Origin of the sequence: Streptomyces sp. NPDC021020 (assembly GCF_044333285.1) — a bacterium.
Lineage (GTDB): Bacteria > Actinomycetota > Actinomycetes > Streptomycetales > Streptomycetaceae > Actinacidiphila.
In genome coordinates, this window is the sequence record NZ_JBIRQQ010000016.1 from 25,097 (window position 1) to 46,039 (window position 20,943).

General features: G+C 74.6%; 21 protein-coding genes. 8 read left to right on the top strand and 13 right to left on the bottom strand.

The window, feature by feature from the left end:
* Window positions 1–32: 32 nt before the first annotated feature.
* The 3 genes from ACH4SL_RS34995 to dapE form a co-directional block, all read right to left on the bottom strand.
* Window positions 33–851 carry a TIGR00730 family Rossman fold protein gene (locus ACH4SL_RS34995; protein WP_398453724.1) on the bottom strand — a complete coding sequence of 273 codons (819 nt, stop codon included), beginning with the start codon at window positions 849–851 and terminating at the stop codon, window positions 33–35.
* A 16-nt stretch (window positions 852–867) separates the two neighbouring features.
* On the bottom strand, window positions 868–1,947 hold the full coding sequence (locus ACH4SL_RS35000) for an alpha/beta hydrolase (protein ID WP_398453726.1): 1,080 nt from the start codon (window positions 1,945–1,947) through the stop codon (window positions 868–870).
* Window positions 1,948–2,055: 108 nt separating this feature from the next.
* Window positions 2,056–3,117 (bottom strand): succinyl-diaminopimelate desuccinylase, encoded by a 1,062-nt coding sequence (gene dapE, locus ACH4SL_RS35005; RefSeq protein ID WP_398453728.1) that lies wholly within the window; start codon window positions 3,115–3,117, stop codon window positions 2,056–2,058.
* A 249-nt stretch (window positions 3,118–3,366) separates the two neighbouring features.
* Here dapE and ACH4SL_RS35010 point away from each other — a divergent pair, with 249 nt between their 5' ends.
* Both ACH4SL_RS35010 and ACH4SL_RS35015 read left to right on the top strand, forming a co-directional pair.
* Entirely contained in the window at window positions 3,367–4,302 is a 936-nt protein-coding gene (locus tag ACH4SL_RS35010; protein ID WP_398453730.1) for a hypothetical protein, read from the top strand.
* A gap of 281 nt (window positions 4,303–4,583) precedes the next feature.
* Entirely contained in the window at window positions 4,584–4,886 is a 303-nt protein-coding gene (locus ACH4SL_RS35015; RefSeq protein WP_398453732.1) for an ATP-binding protein, read from the top strand.
* A 60-nt stretch (window positions 4,887–4,946) separates the two neighbouring features.
* Here ACH4SL_RS35015 and dapC read toward each other — a convergent pair whose 3' ends face one another.
* Together dapC and fdxA are read right to left on the bottom strand one after the other, a co-directional pair.
* The gene (gene dapC, locus ACH4SL_RS35020) at window positions 4,947–6,047 is read right to left on the bottom strand and encodes a succinyldiaminopimelate transaminase (protein ID WP_398453734.1); all 1,101 of its coding nucleotides are present in this window, start codon (window positions 6,045–6,047) and stop codon (window positions 4,947–4,949) included.
* Between the two features lie 137 nt (window positions 6,048–6,184).
* Window positions 6,185–6,505, bottom strand: coding sequence for a ferredoxin (gene fdxA, locus ACH4SL_RS35025; protein ID WP_019058397.1), 321 nt, complete (start codon window positions 6,503–6,505; stop codon window positions 6,185–6,187).
* A 107-nt stretch (window positions 6,506–6,612) separates the two neighbouring features.
* On the opposite strand from fdxA, the gene ACH4SL_RS35030 reads away from it, so the two are divergent.
* Both ACH4SL_RS35030 and ACH4SL_RS35035 read left to right on the top strand, forming a co-directional pair.
* Window positions 6,613–7,590: a GNAT family N-acetyltransferase gene (locus tag ACH4SL_RS35030; protein WP_398453736.1), complete on the top strand. Its 978-nt coding sequence runs from the start codon at window positions 6,613–6,615 to the stop codon at window positions 7,588–7,590.
* Complete coding sequence (locus ACH4SL_RS35035) at window positions 7,587–8,411, top strand: transglutaminase family protein (protein ID WP_398453738.1); 825 nt, start codon at window positions 7,587–7,589, stop codon at window positions 8,409–8,411. Before ACH4SL_RS35030 ends, ACH4SL_RS35035 begins: the two co-directional genes overlap by 4 nt.
* Window positions 8,412–8,740: 329 nt before the next feature.
* Here ACH4SL_RS35035 and ACH4SL_RS35040 read toward each other — a convergent pair whose 3' ends face one another.
* Window positions 8,741–9,361: a response regulator gene (locus tag ACH4SL_RS35040; protein ID WP_398453740.1), complete on the bottom strand. Its 621-nt coding sequence runs from the start codon at window positions 9,359–9,361 to the stop codon at window positions 8,741–8,743.
* A gap of 26 nt (window positions 9,362–9,387) precedes the next feature.
* Between ACH4SL_RS35040 and ACH4SL_RS35045 the strand changes: the two genes are divergently transcribed.
* Window positions 9,388–9,918: a hypothetical protein gene (locus tag ACH4SL_RS35045; protein WP_398453742.1), complete on the top strand. Its 531-nt coding sequence runs from the start codon at window positions 9,388–9,390 to the stop codon at window positions 9,916–9,918.
* Here the strand turns inward: ACH4SL_RS35045 and ACH4SL_RS35050 are convergent.
* The 3 genes from ACH4SL_RS35050 to ACH4SL_RS35060 all read right to left on the bottom strand — a co-directional run bounded on the left by ACH4SL_RS35050 (window position 9,908) and on the right by ACH4SL_RS35060 (window position 14,272).
* Window positions 9,908–10,237, bottom strand: a complete 330-nt coding sequence (locus ACH4SL_RS35050) for a nuclear transport factor 2 family protein (protein WP_398453744.1) — start codon at window positions 10,235–10,237, stop codon at window positions 9,908–9,910. The two genes, ACH4SL_RS35045 and ACH4SL_RS35050, sit on opposite strands and share 11 nt — an antisense overlap.
* Before the next feature lie 164 nt (window positions 10,238–10,401).
* Window positions 10,402–13,419, bottom strand: coding sequence for a SpoIIE family protein phosphatase (locus tag ACH4SL_RS35055; protein ID WP_398453746.1), 3,018 nt, complete (start codon window positions 13,417–13,419; stop codon window positions 10,402–10,404).
* Window positions 13,420–13,561: 142 nt separating this feature from the next.
* A complete protein-coding gene (locus ACH4SL_RS35060; RefSeq protein ID WP_398453748.1) occupies window positions 13,562–14,272 on the bottom strand; it encodes a class I SAM-dependent DNA methyltransferase in 711 nt (236 codons plus the stop codon).
* Window positions 14,273–14,798: 526 nt separating this feature from the next.
* On the opposite strand from ACH4SL_RS35060, the gene ACH4SL_RS35065 reads away from it, so the two are divergent.
* From ACH4SL_RS35065 to ACH4SL_RS35075, 3 genes are read left to right on the top strand one after another with little or no spacing between them, the layout of a single operon-like run.
* Entirely contained in the window at window positions 14,799–15,791 is a 993-nt protein-coding gene (locus ACH4SL_RS35065) for an ABC transporter ATP-binding protein (RefSeq protein ID WP_398453750.1), read from the top strand.
* The gene (locus tag ACH4SL_RS35070) at window positions 15,788–16,528 is read left to right on the top strand and encodes an ABC transporter permease (protein WP_398453753.1); all 741 of its coding nucleotides are present in this window, start codon (window positions 15,788–15,790) and stop codon (window positions 16,526–16,528) included. The genes ACH4SL_RS35065 and ACH4SL_RS35070 overlap by 4 nt, the downstream gene beginning before the upstream one ends.
* Window positions 16,529–16,535: 7 nt before the next feature.
* The gene (locus tag ACH4SL_RS35075; RefSeq protein WP_398453755.1) at window positions 16,536–16,859 is read left to right on the top strand and encodes a histidine kinase dimerization/phosphoacceptor domain-containing protein; all 324 of its coding nucleotides are present in this window, start codon (window positions 16,536–16,538) and stop codon (window positions 16,857–16,859) included.
* 15 nt (window positions 16,860–16,874) lie between these two features.
* Here ACH4SL_RS35075 and ACH4SL_RS35080 read toward each other — a convergent pair whose 3' ends face one another.
* From ACH4SL_RS35080 to ACH4SL_RS35095, 4 genes are all read right to left on the bottom strand, one after another.
* Window positions 16,875–19,112, bottom strand: a complete 2,238-nt coding sequence (locus tag ACH4SL_RS35080; RefSeq protein WP_398453757.1) for a hypothetical protein — start codon at window positions 19,110–19,112, stop codon at window positions 16,875–16,877.
* Between the two features lie 153 nt (window positions 19,113–19,265).
* On the bottom strand, window positions 19,266–19,634 hold the full coding sequence (locus ACH4SL_RS35085) for a DUF6113 family protein (protein ID WP_398453759.1): 369 nt from the start codon (window positions 19,632–19,634) through the stop codon (window positions 19,266–19,268).
* Window positions 19,631–20,587, bottom strand: a complete 957-nt coding sequence (gene mshB, locus ACH4SL_RS35090; protein ID WP_398453761.1) for an N-acetyl-1-D-myo-inositol-2-amino-2-deoxy-alpha-D-glucopyranoside deacetylase — start codon at window positions 20,585–20,587, stop codon at window positions 19,631–19,633. The genes ACH4SL_RS35085 and mshB overlap by 4 nt, the downstream gene beginning before the upstream one ends.
* A 31-nt stretch (window positions 20,588–20,618) precedes the next feature.
* On the bottom strand, window positions 20,619–20,813 hold the full coding sequence (locus ACH4SL_RS35095; protein ID WP_031521375.1) for a hypothetical protein: 195 nt from the start codon (window positions 20,811–20,813) through the stop codon (window positions 20,619–20,621).
* Between the last annotated feature and the right edge of the window lie 130 nt (window positions 20,814–20,943).

Sequence of the window (20,943 nt, forward strand, 5' to 3'; positions counted from 1 at the left end):
CCGGCGGAGGAAGGGCCCGGGGCGGGCGCGGCTCAGACCGCGCTCTCCTTGGTGACCCGCTCCACCGCGTCGTCCACGTCGTCGGTGACGTGGAAGAGCTCCAGGTCGGCCGCCGACGCCTTGCCCTCGGCGACCAGGCTGCCGCGGATCCACTGCACCAGGCCGCCCCAGTAGTCGCTGCCGAACAGCACGATGGGGAAGCGGGTGACCTTCTTGGTCTGCACGAGCGTCAGCGCCTCGAACAGCTCGTCGAGCGTGCCGAAGCCGCCGGGCAGCACGACGAAGCCGCGGGCATACTTCACAAACATCGTTTTCCGGACAAAGAAGTAGCGGAAATTCACACCGATGTCGACGTAAGGGTTGAGGCCCTGCTCGAAGGGCAGCTCGATACCGAGGCCGACCGAGACGCCGCCGGCCTCCAGGGCGCCCTTGTTGGCCGCCTCCATCGCACCGGGGCCGCCGCCGGTGATCACCGCGAAGCCGGCCTCGGTCAGCGCGCGGCCGATCCGGACGCCCGCCTCGTACTCGCGGGAGTCGACGGGGGTACGCGCCGAGCCGAAGACGCTCACCGCCGGGCCCAGTTCGGCGAGCGCGCCGAAGCCCTCGACGAATTCGGACTGGATGCGCATGACCCGCCACGGGTCGCCGTGCACCCAGTCGGACGGGCCGTGGCTGTCCAGCAGCCGCTGGTCGGTCGTCCCCGTCTGCACCTGGCCGCGCCGCCGCACCACGGGGCCGGTGTGCCGCTCGGGCCAGCTCCTGCCGTACGGGAGCTGCTCCGCCGCCGCGGCGGCGTCTGCCGCGGCCTGCTGCGCGTCGTCCTCGACGCCCTGGGTCTCTCGTTCAGTCATATCGGCAGCCTACGCATCACGGTGCCGCCGACGGGTCCAGCGGGACCGCCCGGGGCGCTTCGAGCCGGGCGCTGACCCAGGTGAAGGCGTCGGGGAACATCCGGCCCCAGGTGTTCCAGTTGTGCCCGCCGCTGCTCAGCTGCAGGGTGCTCACCCGGGTCGGCGGCGCGGCGGCCGCGGTGATGGCGTCGGCGAAGCGCGGCGGGCTCTCCGGGTCCTGGCGGCTGGACTCGACCAGCAGCTGCGCCCTGGGGTGCTCGGTCCTGGCCAACCACACCGGCGAGCGCGCCCCCTGCGACGGGTCGTCGGGCGCCAGGGCCGCGCCCGCGGCGAAGACGTCGGGGTGCTCCAGCGCGAGCCTGGCCGCGCAGTAGCCGCCGGTGGATATGCCCATGACCGCCCAGCCGCGCGGCGCGGGCAGCGTACGGAAGTTGTGCGCGATCGTCTTGACGACGTCGTCGGTCAGCCAGGTCGCCACCCGGCTCTTGCCCTCGACGTCGGCGCAGCCGGTGTTGACCCGGTCCGGGGTGATCGTGGGCAGCACCAGGATCGCGGGCTCGGCCCGGCCGGCGGCTATCTGTGCCTGCATGACCTGGCCGAGCCGCATGCCGCGCAGGAAGCTGTGCGGGGTGCCCGGTATGCCGTGCAGCACCTCGATGACCGGGAAGCGGGTGTGCGCGAACTCCGGCTTGGTGTACTGCGGCGGCAGCCACACGATCACGTCGCCCTTGGTGCCGCTGTCCCAGCCGCGGACGGTGGCCCGCTGGAAGCCCTGCGAATACGCGGCGAACTTCACGCCGTAGTCGGGCACCTCGGGCGTCGCGTCCGGGCCGGGGCCCGCGGTGGGGCGCCCGCCGCCCGCGTTGGCGCGGCCCAGCAGGTCGTCCCACGACGCGTAGAAGCCGTACTGGTTGTTCACCGTCACCATCACCACCAGGATCGCGGTGAGCTGGCACAGCACGATCAGCCCCACCCTGGCGCCGAGCCGCACCGGGCGCGGCCCGCGCACCCGCGGCCACAGCAGCAGTGCGCCCGCCACCGCCGCGACCGCGGCGGCGACGAGCAGTACGGCGAACCACCCGCTGGTCAGTCCCATGGCGCGGCTGCCCCTCCCCCTGGCCCGTGGCGGACACCTGTCCACCTTGCCGGGAGGAAGGACCGGAACGCACCCGAGTTCGGTTGACTGCCGAACGGGTGATCTACCTCAAGCCGTGAGCCACCGCGTGAGCCGGTCCTCCGCCTCGCGGATCGCGGCGGTGTCGACGTGCTCCTCGCGGGTGTGCGCGAGGGTCGGGTCGCCGGGCCCGTAGTTGACCGCGGGGATGCCGAGCGCGGCGAACCGCGCCACGTCCGTCCAGGCCTCCTTGGCCGCCGGGGGCGTGCCGATGGCGGCCACGAAGGCCGCCGCCGCGGGCTGGGACAGGCCCGGCAGCGCGCCCGGCGCGGTGTCGGTGAGCACCACCTCGAAGCCCTCGAAGACGCCGCGCACCCGCTCCAGCGCCTCCGCTTCGCTCTGGTCCGGCGAGAAGCGGTAGTTGACGGTGACGGCGCAGGTGTCGGGAATCACATTGCCCGCGTGGCCGCCCTCGATCATGACGGCGTTCAGCCCCTCGGGGTAGACCAGCCCGTCGATCTCCACCCGGCGCGGCTCGTACGCGGCGAGCCGGGCGAGGATCGGGGCGGCCTTGTGGATCGCGTTCTCCCCGAGCCAGCTGCGCGCGGAGTGCGCCCGCCTGCCGGTCGTCTCCACCCGCACCCGCAAGGTGCCCTGGCAGCCGCCGTCCACCCGCCCGGCGGTCGGCTCCATGAGCACGGCGAAGTCGCCCGCGAGCCAGTCCGGGTGCCGCTCCACCAGCCGCTTCAGCCCGTTGAACTCGGCGGCGATCTCCTCGGCGTCGTAGAACACGAACGTCAGGTCCCGGTTGGGCGCGGTGAGCTGCGCGGCGAGCTTGAGCTGCACCGCGACGCCGGCCTTCATGTCGGAGGTGCCGCACCCCCACAGCACGCCGTCGGCGTCGAGCCGGGAGGGCAGGTTGTCCGCGACCGGGACGGTGTCGATGTGCCCGGCGAGCACGACGCGCTCGGCCCTTCCGAGGGTGGTCCGGGCGACCACCGCGTCGCCGTCGCGGTCGACGGTCAGGTGCGGGTACGCCCGCAGGGCGCTCTCGACGAGGTCGGCGAGCGGTTTCTCCTCGCGGCTCACGGAGGGTACGTCCACGAGCGCGGCGGTCAGCGCGGCAACATCCGCCGCGAGGTCAAGTCCCATACCCCGACCCTAACGGGGCCCGGCCTGCCCCTTCCCGCCGGTCGCGGGACCTTCCCCGCAGGCGGAAGCGCCCGTCAGGGGCAGCACATGCCGCGCAGGGCAACAAACCAGGGGCGCGAGGAACTGCGCGCGCAACCACCGGCCGGGGGAAGGTCGCGACGCCCACCGCAAGGGGCAGCCCGGGGCGTGAAGCGGCGCGGGAAGGCGCGGGGCCCAGGCGAACCCGGCGGAGCCGGTAGGCTCCGGCGCGTGAGCACGTCAGACGCCCGTCAGGGCCGCAGAAGGCGCCGCCGCGCCCTGAGCACGTTCGTCGCGCTGCTGGTGCTCGCGGCGGCCGCGTACGTGGTCCTGCACGGGCGCGCGAAGGGCCCGGAAGCAGCCGGCTGCAAGATCCTGGTGGACGACAGCACCCTCACGCTCACGCAGTCCCAGGCGGCGAACGCCGCGACGATCGCCGCCGTCGCGGCGGCCCGCGCGCTGCCCGAGCGGGCGGTCGCCATAGCCCTCGCGACGGCCATCCAGGAATCCCGGCTGGACAACCTGGACCACGGCGACCGCGATTCGCTCGGCCTCTTCCAGCAGCGCCCGTCGCAGGGCTGGGGCACCGCGCAGCAGATCCTCGACCCGGTGTACTCCTCGACGGCCTTCTACAAGAGCCTGGTCAAGATCCACGACTACCAGGACCTCCCGCTGACCGTCGCGGCGCAGAAGGTGCAGCGCAGCGGCTACCCGGAGGCGTACGCCCAGCACGAGGAGGACGCGACGCTGCTCGCGGCGGCGCTGGTGGGCCGCAAGGGCGGCGCGCTGAGCTGCACGACGGGCGCCGACCGGGCGGACAGCGCGGGCGGCGCGCCGGGCAGCACGGCGGCGGTGACGGCCGAGCTGCAGCGCGAGTTCGGCGCCCTGGTGCGGCCCGCGGCGGCGGGGAAGCCCGCGGTGACGGTGACCGTTCCGGCGGCCCCGGCGAGCAGCGCCACGGCGGCCGGCACCGTACAGCGCGGGTGGCAGCTGGCGCAGTGGTCGGTGGCGCACGCGCCGGACCTGAAACTCGCCGAAGTGTGGTTCGGCGGGGTGCGGTGGCAGGCCGCCCACTCGGGCAAGGGCTGGGTGAAGGTCTCCCCGGACGAGGCGAAGAAGGCCGGGGCCACGGACGGCGGCCTCGTCCGGATCACCGTCGCGCAGTAGTACGGGCCGTCCCCCGGGAGCGGCTTTCCCCGGCTGCGGGCCGCCCGCCGCGGAAGGGGCCGCCGGAACGGGCGGGAAGCCCCCGGAAACGCGGGCTCGGGACGTTTTTTCGGGGCGGTGGCCGGTCATACCAATCCGCCGTCAGAGGCAGTCCCTCAAAGGCCTATTATCCGACGCATTACGCATTCTTTACCCACGAATGCCGCAACTTCGCGGGCCCGTCCGCCGATAGGCACGGCGTCGTCTCCGACCCCCGTCGGACCCCACCCGCAAGGAGCACCATGTCCCTCCCCCTGACGCGCCGCATCGCCCGGGCCGCGCTGCTGCTCGGCGCCGCCGCCGTACCCCTGATCGGCGCGGGCGCCGCGCACGCCGCCGCGCCCGAGCACTCCGGGGTGGGCGGTCTGACCGCCGTGGACGGCGCGGAACTGGGCTCGACCGTCGGCCACGCCTCGCAGGCCACCGACGCGGCGGGCCGGGTCGTCGGCGCGACCACCGAGTCGCTGCCGGTCGCGGGCGCCCTCCCGGACACCGGCACCCTCCCCACCGACGAACTCCCCCTCAGGGCCCTCCCGATGGGCTGACACGAGCAACGCAGGGGCCCGGGAGCGCATGCTCCCGGGCCCCTCGTGCGCGGCGGGCCGTCAGCCGCCGAGACGGGCGACGGCCGCGGCCACGCGCTCGTCGGTGGCCGTCAGGGCGACACGGACGAACTCCGCGCCGGCCGGGCCGTAGAAATCGCCGGGGGCGACGAGGATGCCGTGCTTGGCGAGGTCCGCGACCGTCTCCCAGCAGTTCTCCCCGCGGGTCGCCCACAGGTAGAGGCTGGCCTCGCTGTGCTCGATGCGGAAGCCCGCGGACTCCAGCGCGGCGCGCAGCGCGGTGCGGCGGCGGGCGTAGCGCTCCTTCTGCTCGACGGCGTGCGCGCGGTCGCCGAGCGCGGCGATCATCGCGGCCTGCACGGGCTGCGGCACGATCATCCCGGCGTGCTTGCGCACCGCGAGGAGTTCGGCGACCACGGCCGGGTCACCGGCGAGGAAGGCCCCGCGGTAGCCCGCGAAGTTGGAGCGCTTGGACAGCGAGTGGACGGCGACCAGGCCGTCGTGGCTGTCCCCGCACACGTCCGGGTGCAGCACCGAGACCGGCGGTTCACCCTCCCAGCCCAGTTCGATGTAGCACTCGTCGGAGACCACGAGCACCCCGTGCCCGCGCGCCCAGTCCACGATCCGGCGCAGCTCCGCGGGGCCCAGCACCCGCCCGGTGGGGTTGGAGGGGCTGTTGAGCCACAGCAGCCGCAGCCCGGCGGGGTCGAGGTCGGCCACCGGGTCGTCGTACGTGACGGCCGCGGCGCGCGCCAGCAGCGCACCGATCTCGTACGTCGGATAGGCCAGCGCCGGATAGCCGACGGTGTCGCCCTCGCGCAGGTCGAGCAGCGTGGGCAGCCAGCCGACCAGCTCCTTGGAGCCGATGAGCGGCAGCACCGCGCGCGGGTCGGCGCCCGTGACGCCGTGCCGGTCGCGCAGGTAGTCCGCGGCGGCGGCGCGCAGTTCCGCGGTGCCGTAGGTGAGCGGGTAGCCGGGGCTGTCGGCGGCGGCGGTCAGCGCCTGCCGGATGACGTCGGGCACCGGGTCGACCGGGGTGCCCACCGAGAGGTCGACGGCGCCGTCGGGATGCGCGGCCGCGGCCGCCTTGTACGGCTCCAGCCGGTCCCAGGGGAAGACCGGCAGACGGGCGGAAATACTCACGTGCTGCTCACAACTCTCGGTGGTCCCAACCGGTCGGTACACCGCGGCCCCGTACGGCGTGGAGGCGTACGGGGCCGCGGTGGAGGACGCCGTCCGGGCGGGGGCGTCCTCGGCGGCGCGTCAGGCGCCGCGGGTGGCTACTGGTTCTGCGGCGGGAGAGCCGCCACGAACGGGTGGTCCCGCTCGATGAGGCCGAGCTTCGAGGCGCCGCCGGGCGAGCCCAGCTCGTCGAAGAACTCGACGTTCGCCTTGTAGTAGTCCTTCCACTCCTCCGGAGTGTCGTCCTCGTAGAAGATCGCCTCCACGGGGCAGACCGGCTCGCACGCGCCGCAGTCGACACACTCGTCCGGGTGGATGTACAAGGAGCGGGAGCCCTCGTAGATGCAGTCGACCGGGCACTCTTCGATGCACGCCTTGTCCTTGACGTCGACACAAGGCTGCGCGATGACGTAGGTCACGCTTTCGTTCCTCCTCGGTAGGGCTGTCTCGCGCGGGAGCGCGGCGTCGTCGATGCCCGCACCTAGTATCTCCGTTCCGGAGCACGAACCGAACAGGAGGGCCACGCATGCCAGCGGATTTCTCGGCCGGAGCGCGACTCGAAGTCCGGATCACCCCCGCTGACGTGGGAAAACGTGTCTCGGTGCGGCAGTTGGCGGAGATCGTCGACGGGCATCCTACGTTCACCGATACGGTCGGTGTTCTCGCATCCTGGAATGAGGGGGTGGTGAACATCACGCGCAGGGACGGCATGAACGTGCCGATCGCCGAGTCCGCGCTCGTCGCGGGCAAGGTCGTACCGCCCGCGCCGGCCCGTCGCGCCGCCGCGGTGCCCGCCGTGAGCGACAGCGACCTGGAGGCCGTCGCCTCCCGGGCCTGGCCCGCGACCGAGACCGCCGCGCTCGGCGGCTGGACGCTGCGCGCCGCGGGCGGCTTCACCCGGCGCGCCAACTCGGCCCTCGCGGGCGGCGATCCGGGCATGCCGCTGGACGACGCGCTCGCCGCCGTCGTGCGCTGGTACGGCGAGCGGGGCACGACCCCCTACCTCCAACTGCCCGACTCCTCCCCGCACGCCGCCGAACTGGCCGCGCGCGGCTGGGTGCGCGAGGCCGACACCCTCGTCAGGACCGCACCCCTCGCGCCCCTCACCCGGCTGCCGCGCGCCACCGCCGAGATCGCCCTGTCCCGCACCCCCGACGCCGGCTGGCTCGCCGCCTACCACCGCACCGGGGACCTCGCCGACGCCGCCCTCAAGGTCGTCTCCGGGGGGCCGTCCGTGTGGTTCGCGAGCACACCGGGCGCGATCGGGCGCGCCGTGGTCGAAGGCCGCTGGGTGCTCTTCGGGGCCGTGGAGGTCATACCGGAGATGCGCCGCCGGGGCCTGGCCACCGCCGTCATGGGCGCCCTCGCCCGGCGCGCCGCGGACGAGGGCGCCACCGCCGCGTACCTCCAGGTCGAGGCCGACAACGACGCCGCCCGCCGCCTCTACGACGGCCTCGGCTTCACCGACCACCACGGCTACCACTACCGGCGGCCCGCGGTATGACGCCCGACCAGCCCGAACCCGAGCCCCCCGCCGAACGGTTCGCCGCGGCCGCCCGGGACGGCCGGCCCGACCTCGCCGAGCTGTGCCTGCTCATCGGGGCCCGCGCCGACCCCGCCCTCGACGGCAACGCCGCCGACCTCGCACAGATCGAACTCGACCGCCTCGCCGGGCTGCTGCCCGCCGGCCCGCACACCCCCGCCGCCTGGGCGCAGGCCCTGCACCGCGTCCTCGGCCGCGGCCACGGCTTCCACGGCACCCCCGCCGACTACCGGCGACTCGAATCCTCCCTCCTCCAGGAGGTCCTGCGCCGCCGCCGCGGCCTGCCGATCCTGCTGTCCGTCGTCTGGATCGAGGTCGCCCGCCGCGCCGGCGCGCCCGTCTACGGCGTCGGCCTCCCCGGCCACTTCGTCGTCGGCATCGGCGAGCCCGACGGCGAGCACGTGCTCGTCGACCCCTTCGGCTCCGGCCGCCCCCTGTCCACGCAGGACGCGGAAGCCCTCGCGGGGGGCTCCACCGCTGCGTACGCCCCCGCGGACCCGCTCGACATCATCCAGCGGATCCTCGGCAACATCCGCGTATGGGCCGCCCCGCGGCCCGAGCGCCACGCCGTCCAGCTCTGGGCCCTCGACCTCACCCTCCTGCTCCCCCGCCACCCCGCGAAGCTCCGCTACGAACGCGCCAAGCTTCTCGTGACCATGGGCGACTTCCTCGGCGGCGCCGCCGAGCTCGACGCGTACGCCGAGGTCATCGGCGCGTTCGACCCCGAAACGGCCCAATCCCTCCACCACCAGGCCCGCGCGGCCCGCGCCCACCTGAACTGACCCGCGCCTCCGGCGCGGGGTGTTTCCCACCCGCACCACCCGTGCGAGTCAGATGTCGTCTGACGGTTCTCCTGTGGGGCGAAACCACCGTCGGCGGCGAGCCCGCCGTACAACCCGGAGGGGGACGATCCGGGGGTGCCCCCGCAGGAATGCGCACGCAAGACCCGCCACCTAGCTCATGAGGTCACACGCGCATTCCGAGGAGGTACCCCCGGAGTGGCCCCCGACCCCACCCGCCGGGCCGCCGCGAGGGGCGCGAGGAACTGCGCGAGCAACCACCCACCGGCAGAAGGTCGCGCGGACCACCGCAACCCCCCGCCCCGGGGCGCTCAGAGCCAACCCTTTTCGCGGGCGATCCGCACCGCCTCCGCCCGGTTGCGCGCGCCCGTCTTCTGGATCGCCGTCGAAAGGTAATTCCGGACCGTCCCCTCCGACAGCCCCAGCCGCCGTGCGACATCCGCGTTGACCGCGCCGTCCGCCGCCGCCGACAGGACGTCACGCTCCCGCGGGGTCAGGGGGTCCGCCCCCTCGGCGAGCGCCGCCGCGGCCAGCGCGGGATCGATGACCCGCTCCCCGCGCAGGACCCGGCGCACCGCGTCGGCCAGCTCGGAGGCGGGCGCGTCCTTGACGAGGAAGGCGTCCGCCCCGGACTCCATGGCCCGCCGCAGGTAGCCGGGACGGCCGAAGGTCGTGACGATGACGACCCTCACCCCCGGGCACTCCGCCCGGAGCTGCGCGGCCGCCTCGATGCCGGTCATGCCGGGCATCTCGATGTCGAGCAGCGCCACGTCCGGCGCCGCCTCCCGCGCCGCGGCGAGCACCTGGTCGCCGCGGGACGCCTGGGCGACGACCTCGATGTCGTCCTCAAGCCCCAGGAGCGTCGCCAGCGCCTCCCGGACCATGGACTGGTCGTCAGCCAGAAGCACCCGTACGGGCCGCACGTCGGTCATGGCGGCCAGCCTAATAAGCTGCGCCGATGAGAACCCGCACCGCCCTCGCCGCAGCGGCGATACCCGCGTTCCTCCTGCTCAGCGCCTGCGGAGGCGGCAACAGCGACGACGACGCTGCCTCGCCCGCGCCGAGCCGCACCACGGCCGCGCCGAGCGCGACCCCGAGCGCGACGCCGAGCGCGAGCGCCTCCGCCAATCCTGCCGAAGCCCTCACCGACAAGGTGGCCGCGCAGCTGCGGCAGGGGCTGACCGCGGCGCATCTGGCCGCGCCCGACCAGAACGACAGCATCCGCCCCTGCGACATCGGCATCATCCGGATCTACAAGGTGGACAAGGACCACCCGAAGACGCGCGAGCGCGTCGTCGCGTCGCTCACCGCGGCGGGCTGGAAGACCGCCGTCGGCGGCGGCGGGGACGACAGCCACCTCACCGGCAACGACTGGGACGCGTTCGTGTCCCGTACCAAGGTGCGGGGCCAGGACGGCAAGCCGTACGAAATGCTGAGCGTCACGGCGAGCTGCATCGACCACACCGCCGACGACCTGTTCAACCAGTGATCTTCATCAGGCTCACCAGATCCCCGGAGACGGTGAAGGCGAAGTCGGACGGGCCGTTGTAGCCGTTGCCGCCGACCTGGGCGCTGACGGTGATCGTGTCGCCGTCGGCCCGGCGGCAGCCGGTGACGTCGAGGCGGACCTGCTTGCCGATGAACTCGGCGTCGCTCCAGGCGCGGATCGCGTCGTGGCCGCGGAATTCGCGGCCCCAGTCGTCGACGGCGCCGTCCTCGGCGAAGGCGGCGAGGAAGTCCTCGGTGGCGCCGGCGTTGGCGGCCTCCAGGGCCGCGGCGACGGGGACGGGAAGGGGTGCGTGGGTCATGTCCTGCCAACGAACGGCGGGCCCGGTCCGGCGCCCGCCGATCAGGTGGGGCCGCGGCCGGAGCCGGGCCGGCCACCTCGTCCGGCTCCCCCGGGCCGGGCGGCCCTTCGCGCTCTCCCCGGCCGGACGGCCCCTCCCGCTTCCCCCGGCCGGACGGCCCCCGCTCACCCCGCCACCGTCGCCCAGATGCACTTGCCGCCCTCGGTGTACCGCGTCCCCCACCGCCGGGCCGTGACGGCGACGAGTTGCAGCCCGCGGCCGAACTCGTCGTCGAGCAGCGGGTGGCGCACCCGCGGGGTGGCCTGCGAGCCGTCGTAGACCTCGCAGGTGACGGCGTCGGCGCCGTCCTCGGCGAGCCGCAGCAGCCGCAGCCGCATATGGCCCGCCGTGTCGTCGGCGACGTCCGTGCCGATGCCGACGGCGTGCCGTACCGCGTTGCCGATCAGCTCGCTCACCACGAGCGTGGCCGTGTCGGTGAGGTCGTCGAGCCCCCAGGCGGCGATGCGTTCGGCGGCCAGCGCGCGGCCGCGGCCGGCGGTCTCGGGTGCGAACGGCAGGTCCCAGACGGCGATCCGCTCGGCGGGGACGCGGCCCAGGGCGAGGGCCATGAGCGCCGCGTCGTCGTCCCGGTGCGGTGCGGAGGGCAGATGGCCGCCGATGGTGTCGCACAGCGTGTCGAGCCACGCGTCGCGGCGCTCCTCCTCCTGCGGCAGCGGGGCGGTGGCGCCGTAACGGGCGATCAGGTCGGTGAGCGGGCCGACGTCGCGCGTGTCGCCGTCCAGCAGGCCGTCGCTGTAGAGGACCAGGACGCTGCCCTCGGGCAGCGGGGTGTGGAGGACGGGCGCGGGCACCGAGGCCTGGCCGAGCGGCTGCCCGCTGGGCAGGTCCATCTCGTGCGCCTCGCCGCCGGGGGTGAGCAGGACGGGCGGCGGGTGGCCCGCGGAGGCGAAGCGGCAGGCGCCGGTGGTGGCGTCGTAGAGCACCAGCATGCAGGTCGCGGTGAGCGGGCCGAGGCGGCCGGCGGCGTCGTTGAGGTGGGCCATGACCTCGTCGACGGGCAGGTCGAGGGAGGCGACGGTGAGGGCCGCGTGCCGGACGATGCCCATGGCGATGGCCTGTTCGAGGCCGTGGCCGCGGATGTCGCCGATGACGGCGAGGCTGCGGCCGCCGGGCAGCGCGATCGTGTCGTACCAGTCGCCGCCGACCTCCTCGCCCTCCGCGAGCCGGTAGCGGGCCTTGGCGCGGACGCCGACGGTGGGCGGCAGGCCGCCGGGCAGCAGCTCCGCCTGGAGACGTTCGGCGCGGTGCCGGGCGTCCTCGTAACTGCGGGCGTTGGCCAGCGACTGGGCGATGACGACGGCGATCGTGCCGAGCAGGGAGCGCTCGTCGTCGGGGAATTCGTGCGGGGTGGACCAGCTGATGACGCATGCGCCGACGCGGCGGTCGTTGACGACCAGGGGCAGCGCCGCCCACGCGCTCTTGCCGCCGTGCCGGGCGTGGCCGGCGACGGCGGGCAGTTCGGCCGCCAGCTCCTCCCGGGAGGAGAAGTACCGCGGCCCGTCGCTGCCCACGGCGTCGGCGAGGCGCTGCGGCATCCCGGGGGCCTCCAGCTCGGCGCGGTAGTCCGCGGAGTAGCCCGTCACGGCGACGATCCGGGGCGTGGGCCCGCTCAGGTCGTGCACGATGAGGCCCTCGGCGGCGACCATCGGCAGGACGTGCCGGACGATCACCTCGATCACGTCATCGGTGTCGAGCGCGCGGATCAGCGCCGCGTTCAGCTCGATCATCCGGCGGGTGCGCTCGGCCCGCGCCGTCTCGGCCGCCTTCCGCTCGGTGACGTCGGCCATCTGGGTGGCGACGAAGCCGCCGACGTCCACCGCCCGCACCTGCCACGAGACGGGTTCGCCGTCCGGGCCGTCGTACGTCAGCTCGGTCGACACCGCCTTGCCGGGGGCGGCGCGGGCCGCGGCGAGCATCGGCCTGCCCTGGTCGGCGACCTCGGGCACGGTCTCCCACGGGATCTGTCCGAGCACCTTCGCGCCCCCGCCCCCGCCCAGCGCGCGGGCGGCCCGGTTGGCCCACTCGACGCGGTCGTCGGCGTCCAGGACGTGGATGGGGTCGGGGTGCCGTTCGAAGAGCCCGGCGAGCCAGGTGAGCTTGCTGCGCCGGGCTGTGACGTTCCACGCGGTGCCGGCCAGCCGGACGGCCCGGCCGGTCGCGTCGTGCTCGAACACGGCCCGCAGCTCCACCCAGCTGATTTCGCCGTCCGCGCTGACGACCCGGTATTCGACGGCGTACGGCTGCCCGCCGGCCAGCGCCGTCGCGACGGACTCCTGCACGCCGGGACGGTCGTCGGGGTGGACGTGCGCCATCCAGGTCTCGATCCGGTGGTCCCAGGTGGCCGGGTCGAGACCGGCGGCCGGGAGCAGCGCCTCGGCGGTGCCGTCGAGCTGCAGCAGACCCGTTTCCAGGTCCCAGCTCCAGGTGCCGACGCTGTTCTGCTGCATGACCTGCTCGCGGACCCCGGCGGGCTCCTGCCACCAGGGGGTGGTGCCGCCGTACGGGCGGTGGGTGTGCGGCAGCCGCTCGCCGACCGTACGGGCGAGCCGGGCCAGGAAGTCCCGGGCGGCGGCGTCCGGCTGCTCGCCGGTCAGCACGGTGAGGGCGCCGACGGGGATGCCGCCGGCCACGACGGGCGCGGCCACCAGCCCGCCGGGCAGCTCGCCGGCCGCCTGCGGGCCGGCCGCGGGGGCCTGCGGCTGCTCCCCGGCGACGGCGGGGCGGTCCAGGCCGTGCGGGGCGCCGGGCGCGGGCGAGTCGCCGCGGGCGGGCGGCCAGCGGGTCGACCAGCACACCGTGCCGCGGGTCACGGCCAGCGCGGGAGCGGTGGCCGTACGCGAGGACAGGTCCTCCCAGCGGCGGCCGACCGCGCGGGGCAGCCCGGTGACGGCCACGAGCCGCAGCAGCCCCTCCGCCCCGGCCAGGTGGGCGAGCCCGCCGTAGCCGCCGAGCGCGCCGACGGCCTGCTGGAGCGCCAGCCGCAGGAGTTCGGCCTCGCCGTGCCCCTGCGCGGCCTCCACCAGCCGGATCCGCACGAGGTCGCGGGCGCCGGGCCCCTCCCCGTCACCGGCGGGGCCGCCCGGGGCCTCGTGGCGCGGACCACCGTCCGGTGCCGCAACCATCAGCGCATCACCAGCCTCGCGTCCGCCGTGCTTCCTGGCCGTCCTGGCTGATCTGCCCCGCTTCACCCGCTTTCGGTCACTCATCCGCCATTCTTACGCCGTTCGCCGCACCGGCCCCCGGACGCCCTGCCGCACGCCCCCGTCACCCGCCCGCGTGCCCCCCGGCCCGGCGGCGCGCGAGCACATATGCCTGCGGCACGGGCTCGTCACCGACCGGCGCGCGGACCACCTTCACCGTGACGTCAAAGCCGGCGGCCTCCAGCGCGGCGGCGGTGCCCTCGGGGGACATCCGGTGGAAGTCCAGCGCCACGTCGTGGCCGAAGGCCTGCTCATGGCGTTTCACGCCCTCCCCCGCCTGGAAGCCGAGCAGCAGGTGGCCGCCCGGGGCCAGGGCGCGGTGGAATTCGGCGAGCGCGCCCGGGACGTGCTCCGGGGGCAGGTGGATGAGCGAATACCAGGCGAGGAGCCCGGCGAGCCCGCCGTCGGGCACGTCGAGCCGGGTCAGCGACCCGACGTCGAAGCGCAGCCCGGGGTGCTCGCGCCGGGCCAACGCGACCATCACCGGCGACAGGTCCACCCCGCGGACGTCCAGCCCGACCCCGCGCAGATACGCCGTCACCCGGCCGGGGCCCGAGCCCGCCTCCAGGACGGGCCCGCCGCCGTCCTCCCGCACCTGCTCGGCGAAGACGCCGAGTATCGCGCGCTCCATCGGCAGCGCCGCGGCCCCGTCCCCGAAGCGCGCGTCGTAGTCGGCGGCGACGGTGTCGTAGAAGGTGCGCGCAGCGGTCTCGTACGGCTCGCGCGGCTCGCCGGAGGTCTCGGGGGATCCGGGTGTCCCGGTGGTGCTGGTCATGCCTGAAGACGGTAGCGGCGGGGTCTGACAGTCCGTCCGGTCCCGCCAGGCCGCCCGCCGCGCAGGCCCCCTCGCGCAGCGGAAGGCGCAGGCCCGCGCGGGGGCAGGGGCGGGGGCGACCATGATCACCCGCGGGCGGCGGACCTATGATGTGCCCGGGTGAGCCGCCGTCCCCCGGCAGCCTCCCCGCCGGAACAGCAAGGCAACGGAAGGTACGCCGACGATGAAGACCCCCGACGTCATAGCCCCGGGCAGCACCGGAACATCCGCCGCGCTCCGCGCCGGCTGGTTCCCGTTCGCCTGACCCGCGTCCCGCAAGGGGCCCTTCCGGGCCCGCCCCACCCGGCCCCGCGGCTCCCCGAGCCCCGGGGCCGCACCACGCCGCGCGCCGGCCGCCGTACGCCCCGAAAGCCGCCCGCCGTACGCCGGGACCCGCCCCGTACGACCCCCGTATGACATCTGTCATGCGGAAGATGCGACCCACGGCACTGCCGCGCCGCCCGCCCGGCGCGGCACGCTGGAGGGCATGAGAACGACGGCGACCACGAAGGACGGCACGGCGGAGCCCCGGGAGGCGGGGCGGCCCGCCGTGGAGTTCGTGTCCGTGGACAAGAACTACGGGGCCGTGCGCGCCGTGGCGGAACTGAGCCTGGAGCTGTACCCCGGCGAGACGGTGGCCCTGCTCGGGCCGAACGGCGCGGGGAAGTCCACCGCGCTCGACCTGCTGCTCGGGCTGAAGAACGCCGACGGCGGCCGGGTGCGGATCTTCGGGACGAGCCCGGCGCAGGCCATCGAGGCCGGCCGGGTCGGGGCCATGCTGCAGAGCGGCGGGCTCATGGAGGAGGTGACGGTGCGCGAGCTGGTGGGGCTCGCGTGCGACCTGCATCCCAAGGCGTATCCGGTGGCGCAGGTGCTGGCCGCGGCGGGTGTCACGGACATCGCGTCCCGCATGGTCAACAAGCTGTCGGGCGGTCAGGAGCAGCGGGTGCGCTTCGCGCTGGCCACTGCCGGGGCGAACGACCTGATCGTGCTGGACGAGCCGACCGTGGGCATGGACGTGAGCGCCCGGCAGGCGTTCTGGGCGACCATGCGCGGGCAGGTCGAGGAGGGCCGCACGGTGCTCTTCGCCACGCACTACCTGGAGGAGGCCGACGCGATCGCCGACCGGGTCCTGGTGCTGCACCAGGGGCGGCTGATCGCGGACGGCACCGCGGCGGAGATCAAGGCGCGGGCCGGTGCCCGCCGGGTGACCTTCGACCTCGACGGGACGATCGACGAGGCCGCGCTGCGCGCCCTGCCGCATCTGGTGGGTCTGGACATCACCGGGCCGACCGTCCGTATCCGCTCCGACGACGCGGACGCCACCGTGCACGCGCTCTACGGCCTCGGCCTCTACCCGCGCAACCTGGAGGTCTCCGGGCTCGGCCTGGAGCAGGCCTTCCTGGCCATCACCGACGCGGCGGACGCCGCGCGCGACAACGCCGGCGCGCTGCCCGCCGGGGAGGCGGACGCCCGATGAAGACCCTGGTCAAGCTGGAAATCCTGCGTACATTGCGCAACCGCAAGTTCATGTTCTTCTCGGTGCTCTACCCCGGCTTCCTCTTCCTGCTCATCACGGCGGGCGCGGACAAGCACAAGAAGCTCGACGGCTCCGACCTGACCATGGTCGCGTACTACATGGTCGCGATGGCCGCCTTCGGTGCGATGACCGCGGTGCTGATGGGCAATGCCGAGCGCATCGCGCGCGAGCGCGAGAAGGGCTGGGTCCGGCAGCTGCGGCTCACCGCGCTGCCCGGCCGCGGCTACGTCACCGCGAAGATCGCCTCGGCGGCGACCGTGAGCCTGCCGTCGATCCTGATCGTGCTGGTGCTGGGCGCGGCGGTGAAGGGCGTGTCGCTGGACGCGTGGCAGTGGGTGGCGCTGCTGGCGAGCGTCTGGGCGGGCAGCATGGTCTTCGCGGCGCTGGGGGTCGCGATCGGCTACGTCGCCACGACGGACGTCGCCCGGCCGATCTCGATGCTGTGCTACTTCGCACTGGCGATGCTGGGCGGCCTGTGGGTGCCCTTCACGACCTTCCCGCACTGGCTGCGCACCATTGCCGGTTATCTGCCGGGCCGGGCGTACGCGGCGCTGGGCCAGTCCATCGAGTTCGGCGACGCCCCGCACGCCAAGGACGTCACGGTGCTGGTCGTCTACCTGCTGCTCTTCGCGGGCACGGCCGCGTGGCTGTACCGCAAGGACACCCGGAAGGCGTGAGCGCGCCATGACGCTCTCCACGCCGCCGCGCGCGGCCGGCACGGCGGCCGCCGCGGCCTGCGCGGTGCTGCTCGGCGGCGCGCTGGCGGGCGTACGGCTGGCCCGGGCGGGGCGCGAGCTGCGGGAGGCCCGGCGGGCGGTGGCCCGCGCCCGCGACCTGCACGACGGGCTCGGCCACGCGCTGGCCCTCATCGCGATCAAGAGCGAGCTGGCGGGCCGGATGCTGGCGGCCTCGCCGGACCGGGCCGCGCAGGAGGTCGACGACATACGCCGGGTGAGCCGGCAGGCCCTCGCGGACGTCCGCGAGGGCCTGCCGGAAGGGGCACCCTGAGGGCCTGGGCGGTCCCTACTGGGCGACGTTCGGGAAGGTCACCGTGCGCTCGGCGGGGTCGGTCGCGTTGAGCGCCTGGATGAGGGCGGTCGCGACGTCCTGCGGGGTGACGGCGGTCTTGGAGCCGTCGCCCCGCTCCAGCTTCACGTCCTTGAAGGCCTTGCCGTACAGGTCCTTGAGCTTGACCAGGTCGATGTGCGGGGCGAGCTTGCCCTGCGGGTCGGCGGTCATGGTCAGGAACTGCGGCAGGGTGTTGTCGAACGAGATGAGATGCGCGTCGGTCGCCCGCACGGTGACCCGGCCGGACATCGCGGTCTTGCCGAAGCCGTTGACGGCGCGGTCCAGTTCGGCCTGCGTGACCTTCGGGGGGACGGTGCCCGCGTCGAGCGCCACCACCGGGTCGGCCGCGGTCTCCACGCGGGTGCGGTAGGCCGCCTCGACCTTCTGCGCCGCGGAGTCCACGTCGAGGGTGTGGCCGGCCTTGCCGGGCACGGCGATCGCCTTGTGGTCCTTGAAGCGCACCATGCCCTCGCTGCCGCCGTCGCCCTTGCCGGCGAGCGCCTGGAGCGCCGCCTTGAGCTTGTCCTCGTCGATGACGTAGACGGGGCTCGCGGTGCGGCTGCCGCCGAAGAGCGAGCCGACCACCGAGACCGGGTTGTAGTCGGCGTGCGCGACGGCCCGCACGGTCGCGTCCGTGTCGACGGACAGGCCCGCCACGGACGGCTTCAGGGTCGTTTTGGTGCCGCCGATGCTGAGCTGCAGGGGCGCGCTGGCACGGTTGCCGAGCGCGTCGTCGAGCATCTTGACCGCGGCCGCGCGGTTCTGGTTGCCGATGTCGACGCCGAGGGCGGTGGTGCCCTTGGGCACATCGGCGTGGTTCATGAGCAGGCCCGCGCCGTACGCGAGCACCAGCACGGCGACCACGCCGGCGCCCAGCAGCATGGGCTTGGAGCGGCCCTTCTTCACCGGCCGGGCCGCGGCGGGCGCGGGCGCGGCGGGCTTGGCGGCGGGCTCCGGCTCGCGGTCGGCCCCGGGTCTGCTCGGCGGCGCCGGGCGCGGGGTGCGCGTGCCGCCGGGCGGCACGGTGGGGATGCCGCTCACGAGCGTGTCGCCGGACACCCGCCCGGTGCCGCCGGGCGGCGTGTGCGCGGGGTCGGGCCTGAGCGGCGGCACGTTCATGGCACCGGTCGCGGGCCCCGCGGTCGGGCCGTCCGGCGGGCTGAGCGTGTCGCCGAAGGCCGGAACGGTGTAGCCCGCGCTCGCCGGGTCGGACCCCGTCGGCCGCGGCACCCCGGGCGGGAAGTCCTCGGTCCCGAACGGCTGCGACCCGGTGTCGTACGGGGAGTGGGACCCCGTGTCGTACGGGGACTGCGGGTCGCCCGCGAACGGAGTCGCACCCGTGTCGTACGGGGCGGCCCCGCCACCCGGGATCCGCGTGGACCCGGTGTCGTACGGGGAAGACCCCTCCCCCGGCAGCCGCGTCGACCCCGTGTCGTACGGCGACGAACCGGCGCCCGGAACCGGCGTCGAACCCGTGTCGTACGGGGAGCGGCCCTCGTCCACCGTGGGCATCGCCGCCGTGTCGTAGGGCGAGCCGGGGGCGAAGGGCGAGGCGTCGGACGTGGGCGGGCGCGGGACGGAACCGGTGTCGAAGGGCGAGGCGAAGGGTGCCGGGAAGCCCTGCGCGGGGGTGTCGTGCGGCCCGCGGACCGCTTCCGCCTCGCCGGGCGCGCCGCCCACCGGCGGCGGCAGGTAGGGCACCCCGCCGGCGTACGGGGCCTCCGCGGCGGGCGGCTCGGCGGCCTCGGGCGCGGCCACGGGCTTGCGCGGCGAGAACCAGTCGCTGGTGGCCTTCTCGGGCTCCGGCTCGGGCGCGGCCTCCGGCTCGGGCTCGGGCGCCTCGTCGGCGGGCGCGGCGGCGGCCGCCTCGTCGACGGGCGTGCGGACGACGACGGGCGGGATCGGCCGCGATCCGGGGATGTTGATGCGGATACGGGTCGTCAGCGTCGTCTCGGTCTTGGGCTCGTCCGGGAGCGGCGGCTCGCCCGCGCCCGGCTCGGGTCCGGCGCCGGAAGCGGAATCCGTGCCGGAGGCGGAGCCGCTGCCGTCGTCGGTTGCGTCCGCGGACCGGGGCCGCTCCTGCGGATGCAGGGAGGGGAAGGGACGGCTGCCGTACGGCTGCGTCCCGGACGGGTACGCGGCGCCGCCGCGGCCCTGGGCCCCGGAGGACGAACTGTCTGTTTCACGAGTCAAAGCTGGCTCTCCCGGTGTGCTTCGCCGCCCGACATGGTTCCCCGCTTGCGGCTCGCCGGCGGGCCCCACCATACCGACCGGCCGCCAGCGGCGGCCCTGGTCGGGCGGAACGCTCGGGGCCAGCCAACCACGGCCTCGCCCCTGCCCGCCAAGTCAGGCCCTATTCGCCCCTGATGGCAGCAGTTGCGGCAAGGTGGCGCAGATCACGGCGGCCAGGGCGCCGCCGAGCAGATAGAGGTAGGAGCCGGCGCCGGCGGCGAAAAGGAAGTCGCCCTCGGGCCGGGTGGTGCTCAGCAGGATCACCGAGATCAGCCAGATTCCCGCGGGCACCGCCACCCCGACACGGCTGCCGGTGGCCTTCAGACCGCCGTAGAAGAGCGCCACGCACCCCGCGAGGCCCAGCAGCAGCCCGCCGGGGAAGAGGCCCGCCTGCACGAGCGCCCCGGCGAGCGCGACGAGGGCGCCGAGCACGGCGAGGCCGAGGTAGCCGAGGAGCCGGCCCAGGGAGAGAGGGGTGGTCATGCGGCACCTCCGCCGAGGCCGTCGTCGTGGAAGGGGGAGCCCGCGCCCGATCCGGAACCCGGGCCGGACCGGCGGGCGAAGAGGTCGGTCACCGGGGCGCCTGCCCCGGCGCCGGGGAGCGCGTCGCCCTGCACCTGGCGGTAGCACTCGGTGCTGAAGAAGGGCTGGCCCAGGTCGTTGGAGAGCGCGAAGTAGGGGCCCTCCACGGCGATCTGGGTGGCGTGCGCGCGCATCGCCGCGGCCTTGCGGTCCGCGTACGCGCTGCCGTCGATCACGACGCTCACCTGCGCGTCGTCGACCACGCCGGGGATGTCGTCGGGGGTCGCGACACCGCCGAAGGGGAATTCCCCGGCGGCCGCGGCGAGCCGGGCGAAGCCCTCCTCGACGGCCGAGCGCGGGGTGCAGATCTCGAAGACCCGGTCCACCCGGTGGCCCTGCTCGGCGGCGAGTTCGTAGCCGCGCATCGCGACCCGGTGGGCCTGGATGTGGTCGGGGTGGCCGTAGCCGCCGTTGTCGTCGTAGGTGACGAGCGCCTGCGGGCGTACGTCCATGATGACCTCGGCCAGATGGCCGGCGGCCTCGTCGAGGTCGGCCTGCCAGAAGCAGCCGGGCACCTCGTTCTGGGCGACGCCCATCATGCCGGAGTCGCGGTAGCGGCCGGGGCCGCCGAGGAAGCGGTGGTCGGTGACGCCCAGTTCGGCCATCGCCGCCGCCAGCTCGCCCACGCGGTGGTCGCCGAGGGTGTCCTCCCGGTCGGCCGCCAGGTGGGCGAGGTCGGGCGGAATGACCTCGCCCTCCTCACCCAGGGTGCACGTGACCAGGGTGACGAGGGCGCCCTCGGCCGCGTACTTCGCCATGGTGGCGCCGTTGTTGATCGTCTCGTCGTCCGGGTGGGCGTGGACGAGCAGCAGCCGGCGCGCGGGACGCGCGGACGGGGTGGTTCGGTCGGTCATGGCGGAAGCCTACGGCTCCCACCGGGGGCGCTCAGAACTTGATGTCGGAGATCATCCCCGCGACGTTGTTGGTGAGATCGTTGATCTGCGGAGCCCAGGACGAACTCGCCAGGTAGAAGCCCAGCAATGTGCACGCCACGGCGTGACCCCACTTCAACCCGGACCGCCGGATCAGCAGGACCACGATGATCAGCAGCAGCAGCACCGCCGAAATCGAGAGTGCCACAGCGGCTCACCTCCAGGTACGACGCAGGGGTCATGTCAGTTGCCACATGCTTATTACCCACCCATGGCAACGGATCATAACTTTCCGTGCGACCGCATAGGTCGGAGCACGGAAGCACTAGGGGGCGCAT

What these genes read in the sequence shown, in the direction of transcription:
- ACH4SL_RS34995 (WP_398453724.1), bottom strand. Translation starts at nt 851, where the DNA reads ATGACTGAACGAGAGACCCAGGGCGTCGAGGACGACGCGCAGCAGGCC.
- ACH4SL_RS35000 (WP_398453726.1), bottom strand. Translation starts at nt 1,947, where the DNA reads ATGGGACTGACCAGCGGGTGGTTCGCCGTACTGCTCGTCGCCGCCGCG.
- dapE (WP_398453728.1), bottom strand. Translation starts at nt 3,117, where the DNA reads ATGGGACTTGACCTCGCGGCGGATGTTGCCGCGCTGACCGCCGCGCTC.
- ACH4SL_RS35015 (WP_398453732.1), top strand. Translation starts at nt 4,584, where the DNA reads ATGTCCCTCCCCCTGACGCGCCGCATCGCCCGGGCCGCGCTGCTGCTC.
- ACH4SL_RS35030 (WP_398453736.1), top strand. Translation starts at nt 6,613, where the DNA reads ATGCCAGCGGATTTCTCGGCCGGAGCGCGACTCGAAGTCCGGATCACC.
- ACH4SL_RS35035 (WP_398453738.1), top strand. Translation starts at nt 7,587, where the DNA reads ATGACGCCCGACCAGCCCGAACCCGAGCCCCCCGCCGAACGGTTCGCC.
- ACH4SL_RS35040 (WP_398453740.1), bottom strand. Translation starts at nt 9,361, where the DNA reads ATGACCGACGTGCGGCCCGTACGGGTGCTTCTGGCTGACGACCAGTCC.
- ACH4SL_RS35045 (WP_398453742.1), top strand. Translation starts at nt 9,388, where the DNA reads ATGAGAACCCGCACCGCCCTCGCCGCAGCGGCGATACCCGCGTTCCTC.
- ACH4SL_RS35050 (WP_398453744.1), bottom strand. Translation starts at nt 10,237, where the DNA reads ATGACCCACGCACCCCTTCCCGTCCCCGTCGCCGCGGCCCTGGAGGCC.
- ACH4SL_RS35055 (WP_398453746.1), bottom strand. Translation starts at nt 13,419, where the DNA reads ATGGTTGCGGCACCGGACGGTGGTCCGCGCCACGAGGCCCCGGGCGGC.
- ACH4SL_RS35060 (WP_398453748.1), bottom strand. Translation starts at nt 14,272, where the DNA reads ATGACCAGCACCACCGGGACACCCGGATCCCCCGAGACCTCCGGCGAG.
- ACH4SL_RS35065 (WP_398453750.1), top strand. Translation starts at nt 14,799, where the DNA reads ATGAGAACGACGGCGACCACGAAGGACGGCACGGCGGAGCCCCGGGAG.
- ACH4SL_RS35070 (WP_398453753.1), top strand. Translation starts at nt 15,788, where the DNA reads ATGAAGACCCTGGTCAAGCTGGAAATCCTGCGTACATTGCGCAACCGC.
- ACH4SL_RS35075 (WP_398453755.1), top strand. Translation starts at nt 16,536, where the DNA reads ATGACGCTCTCCACGCCGCCGCGCGCGGCCGGCACGGCGGCCGCCGCG.
- ACH4SL_RS35085 (WP_398453759.1), bottom strand. Translation starts at nt 19,634, where the DNA reads ATGACCACCCCTCTCTCCCTGGGCCGGCTCCTCGGCTACCTCGGCCTC.
- mshB (WP_398453761.1), bottom strand. Translation starts at nt 20,587, where the DNA reads ATGACCGACCGAACCACCCCGTCCGCGCGTCCCGCGCGCCGGCTGCTG.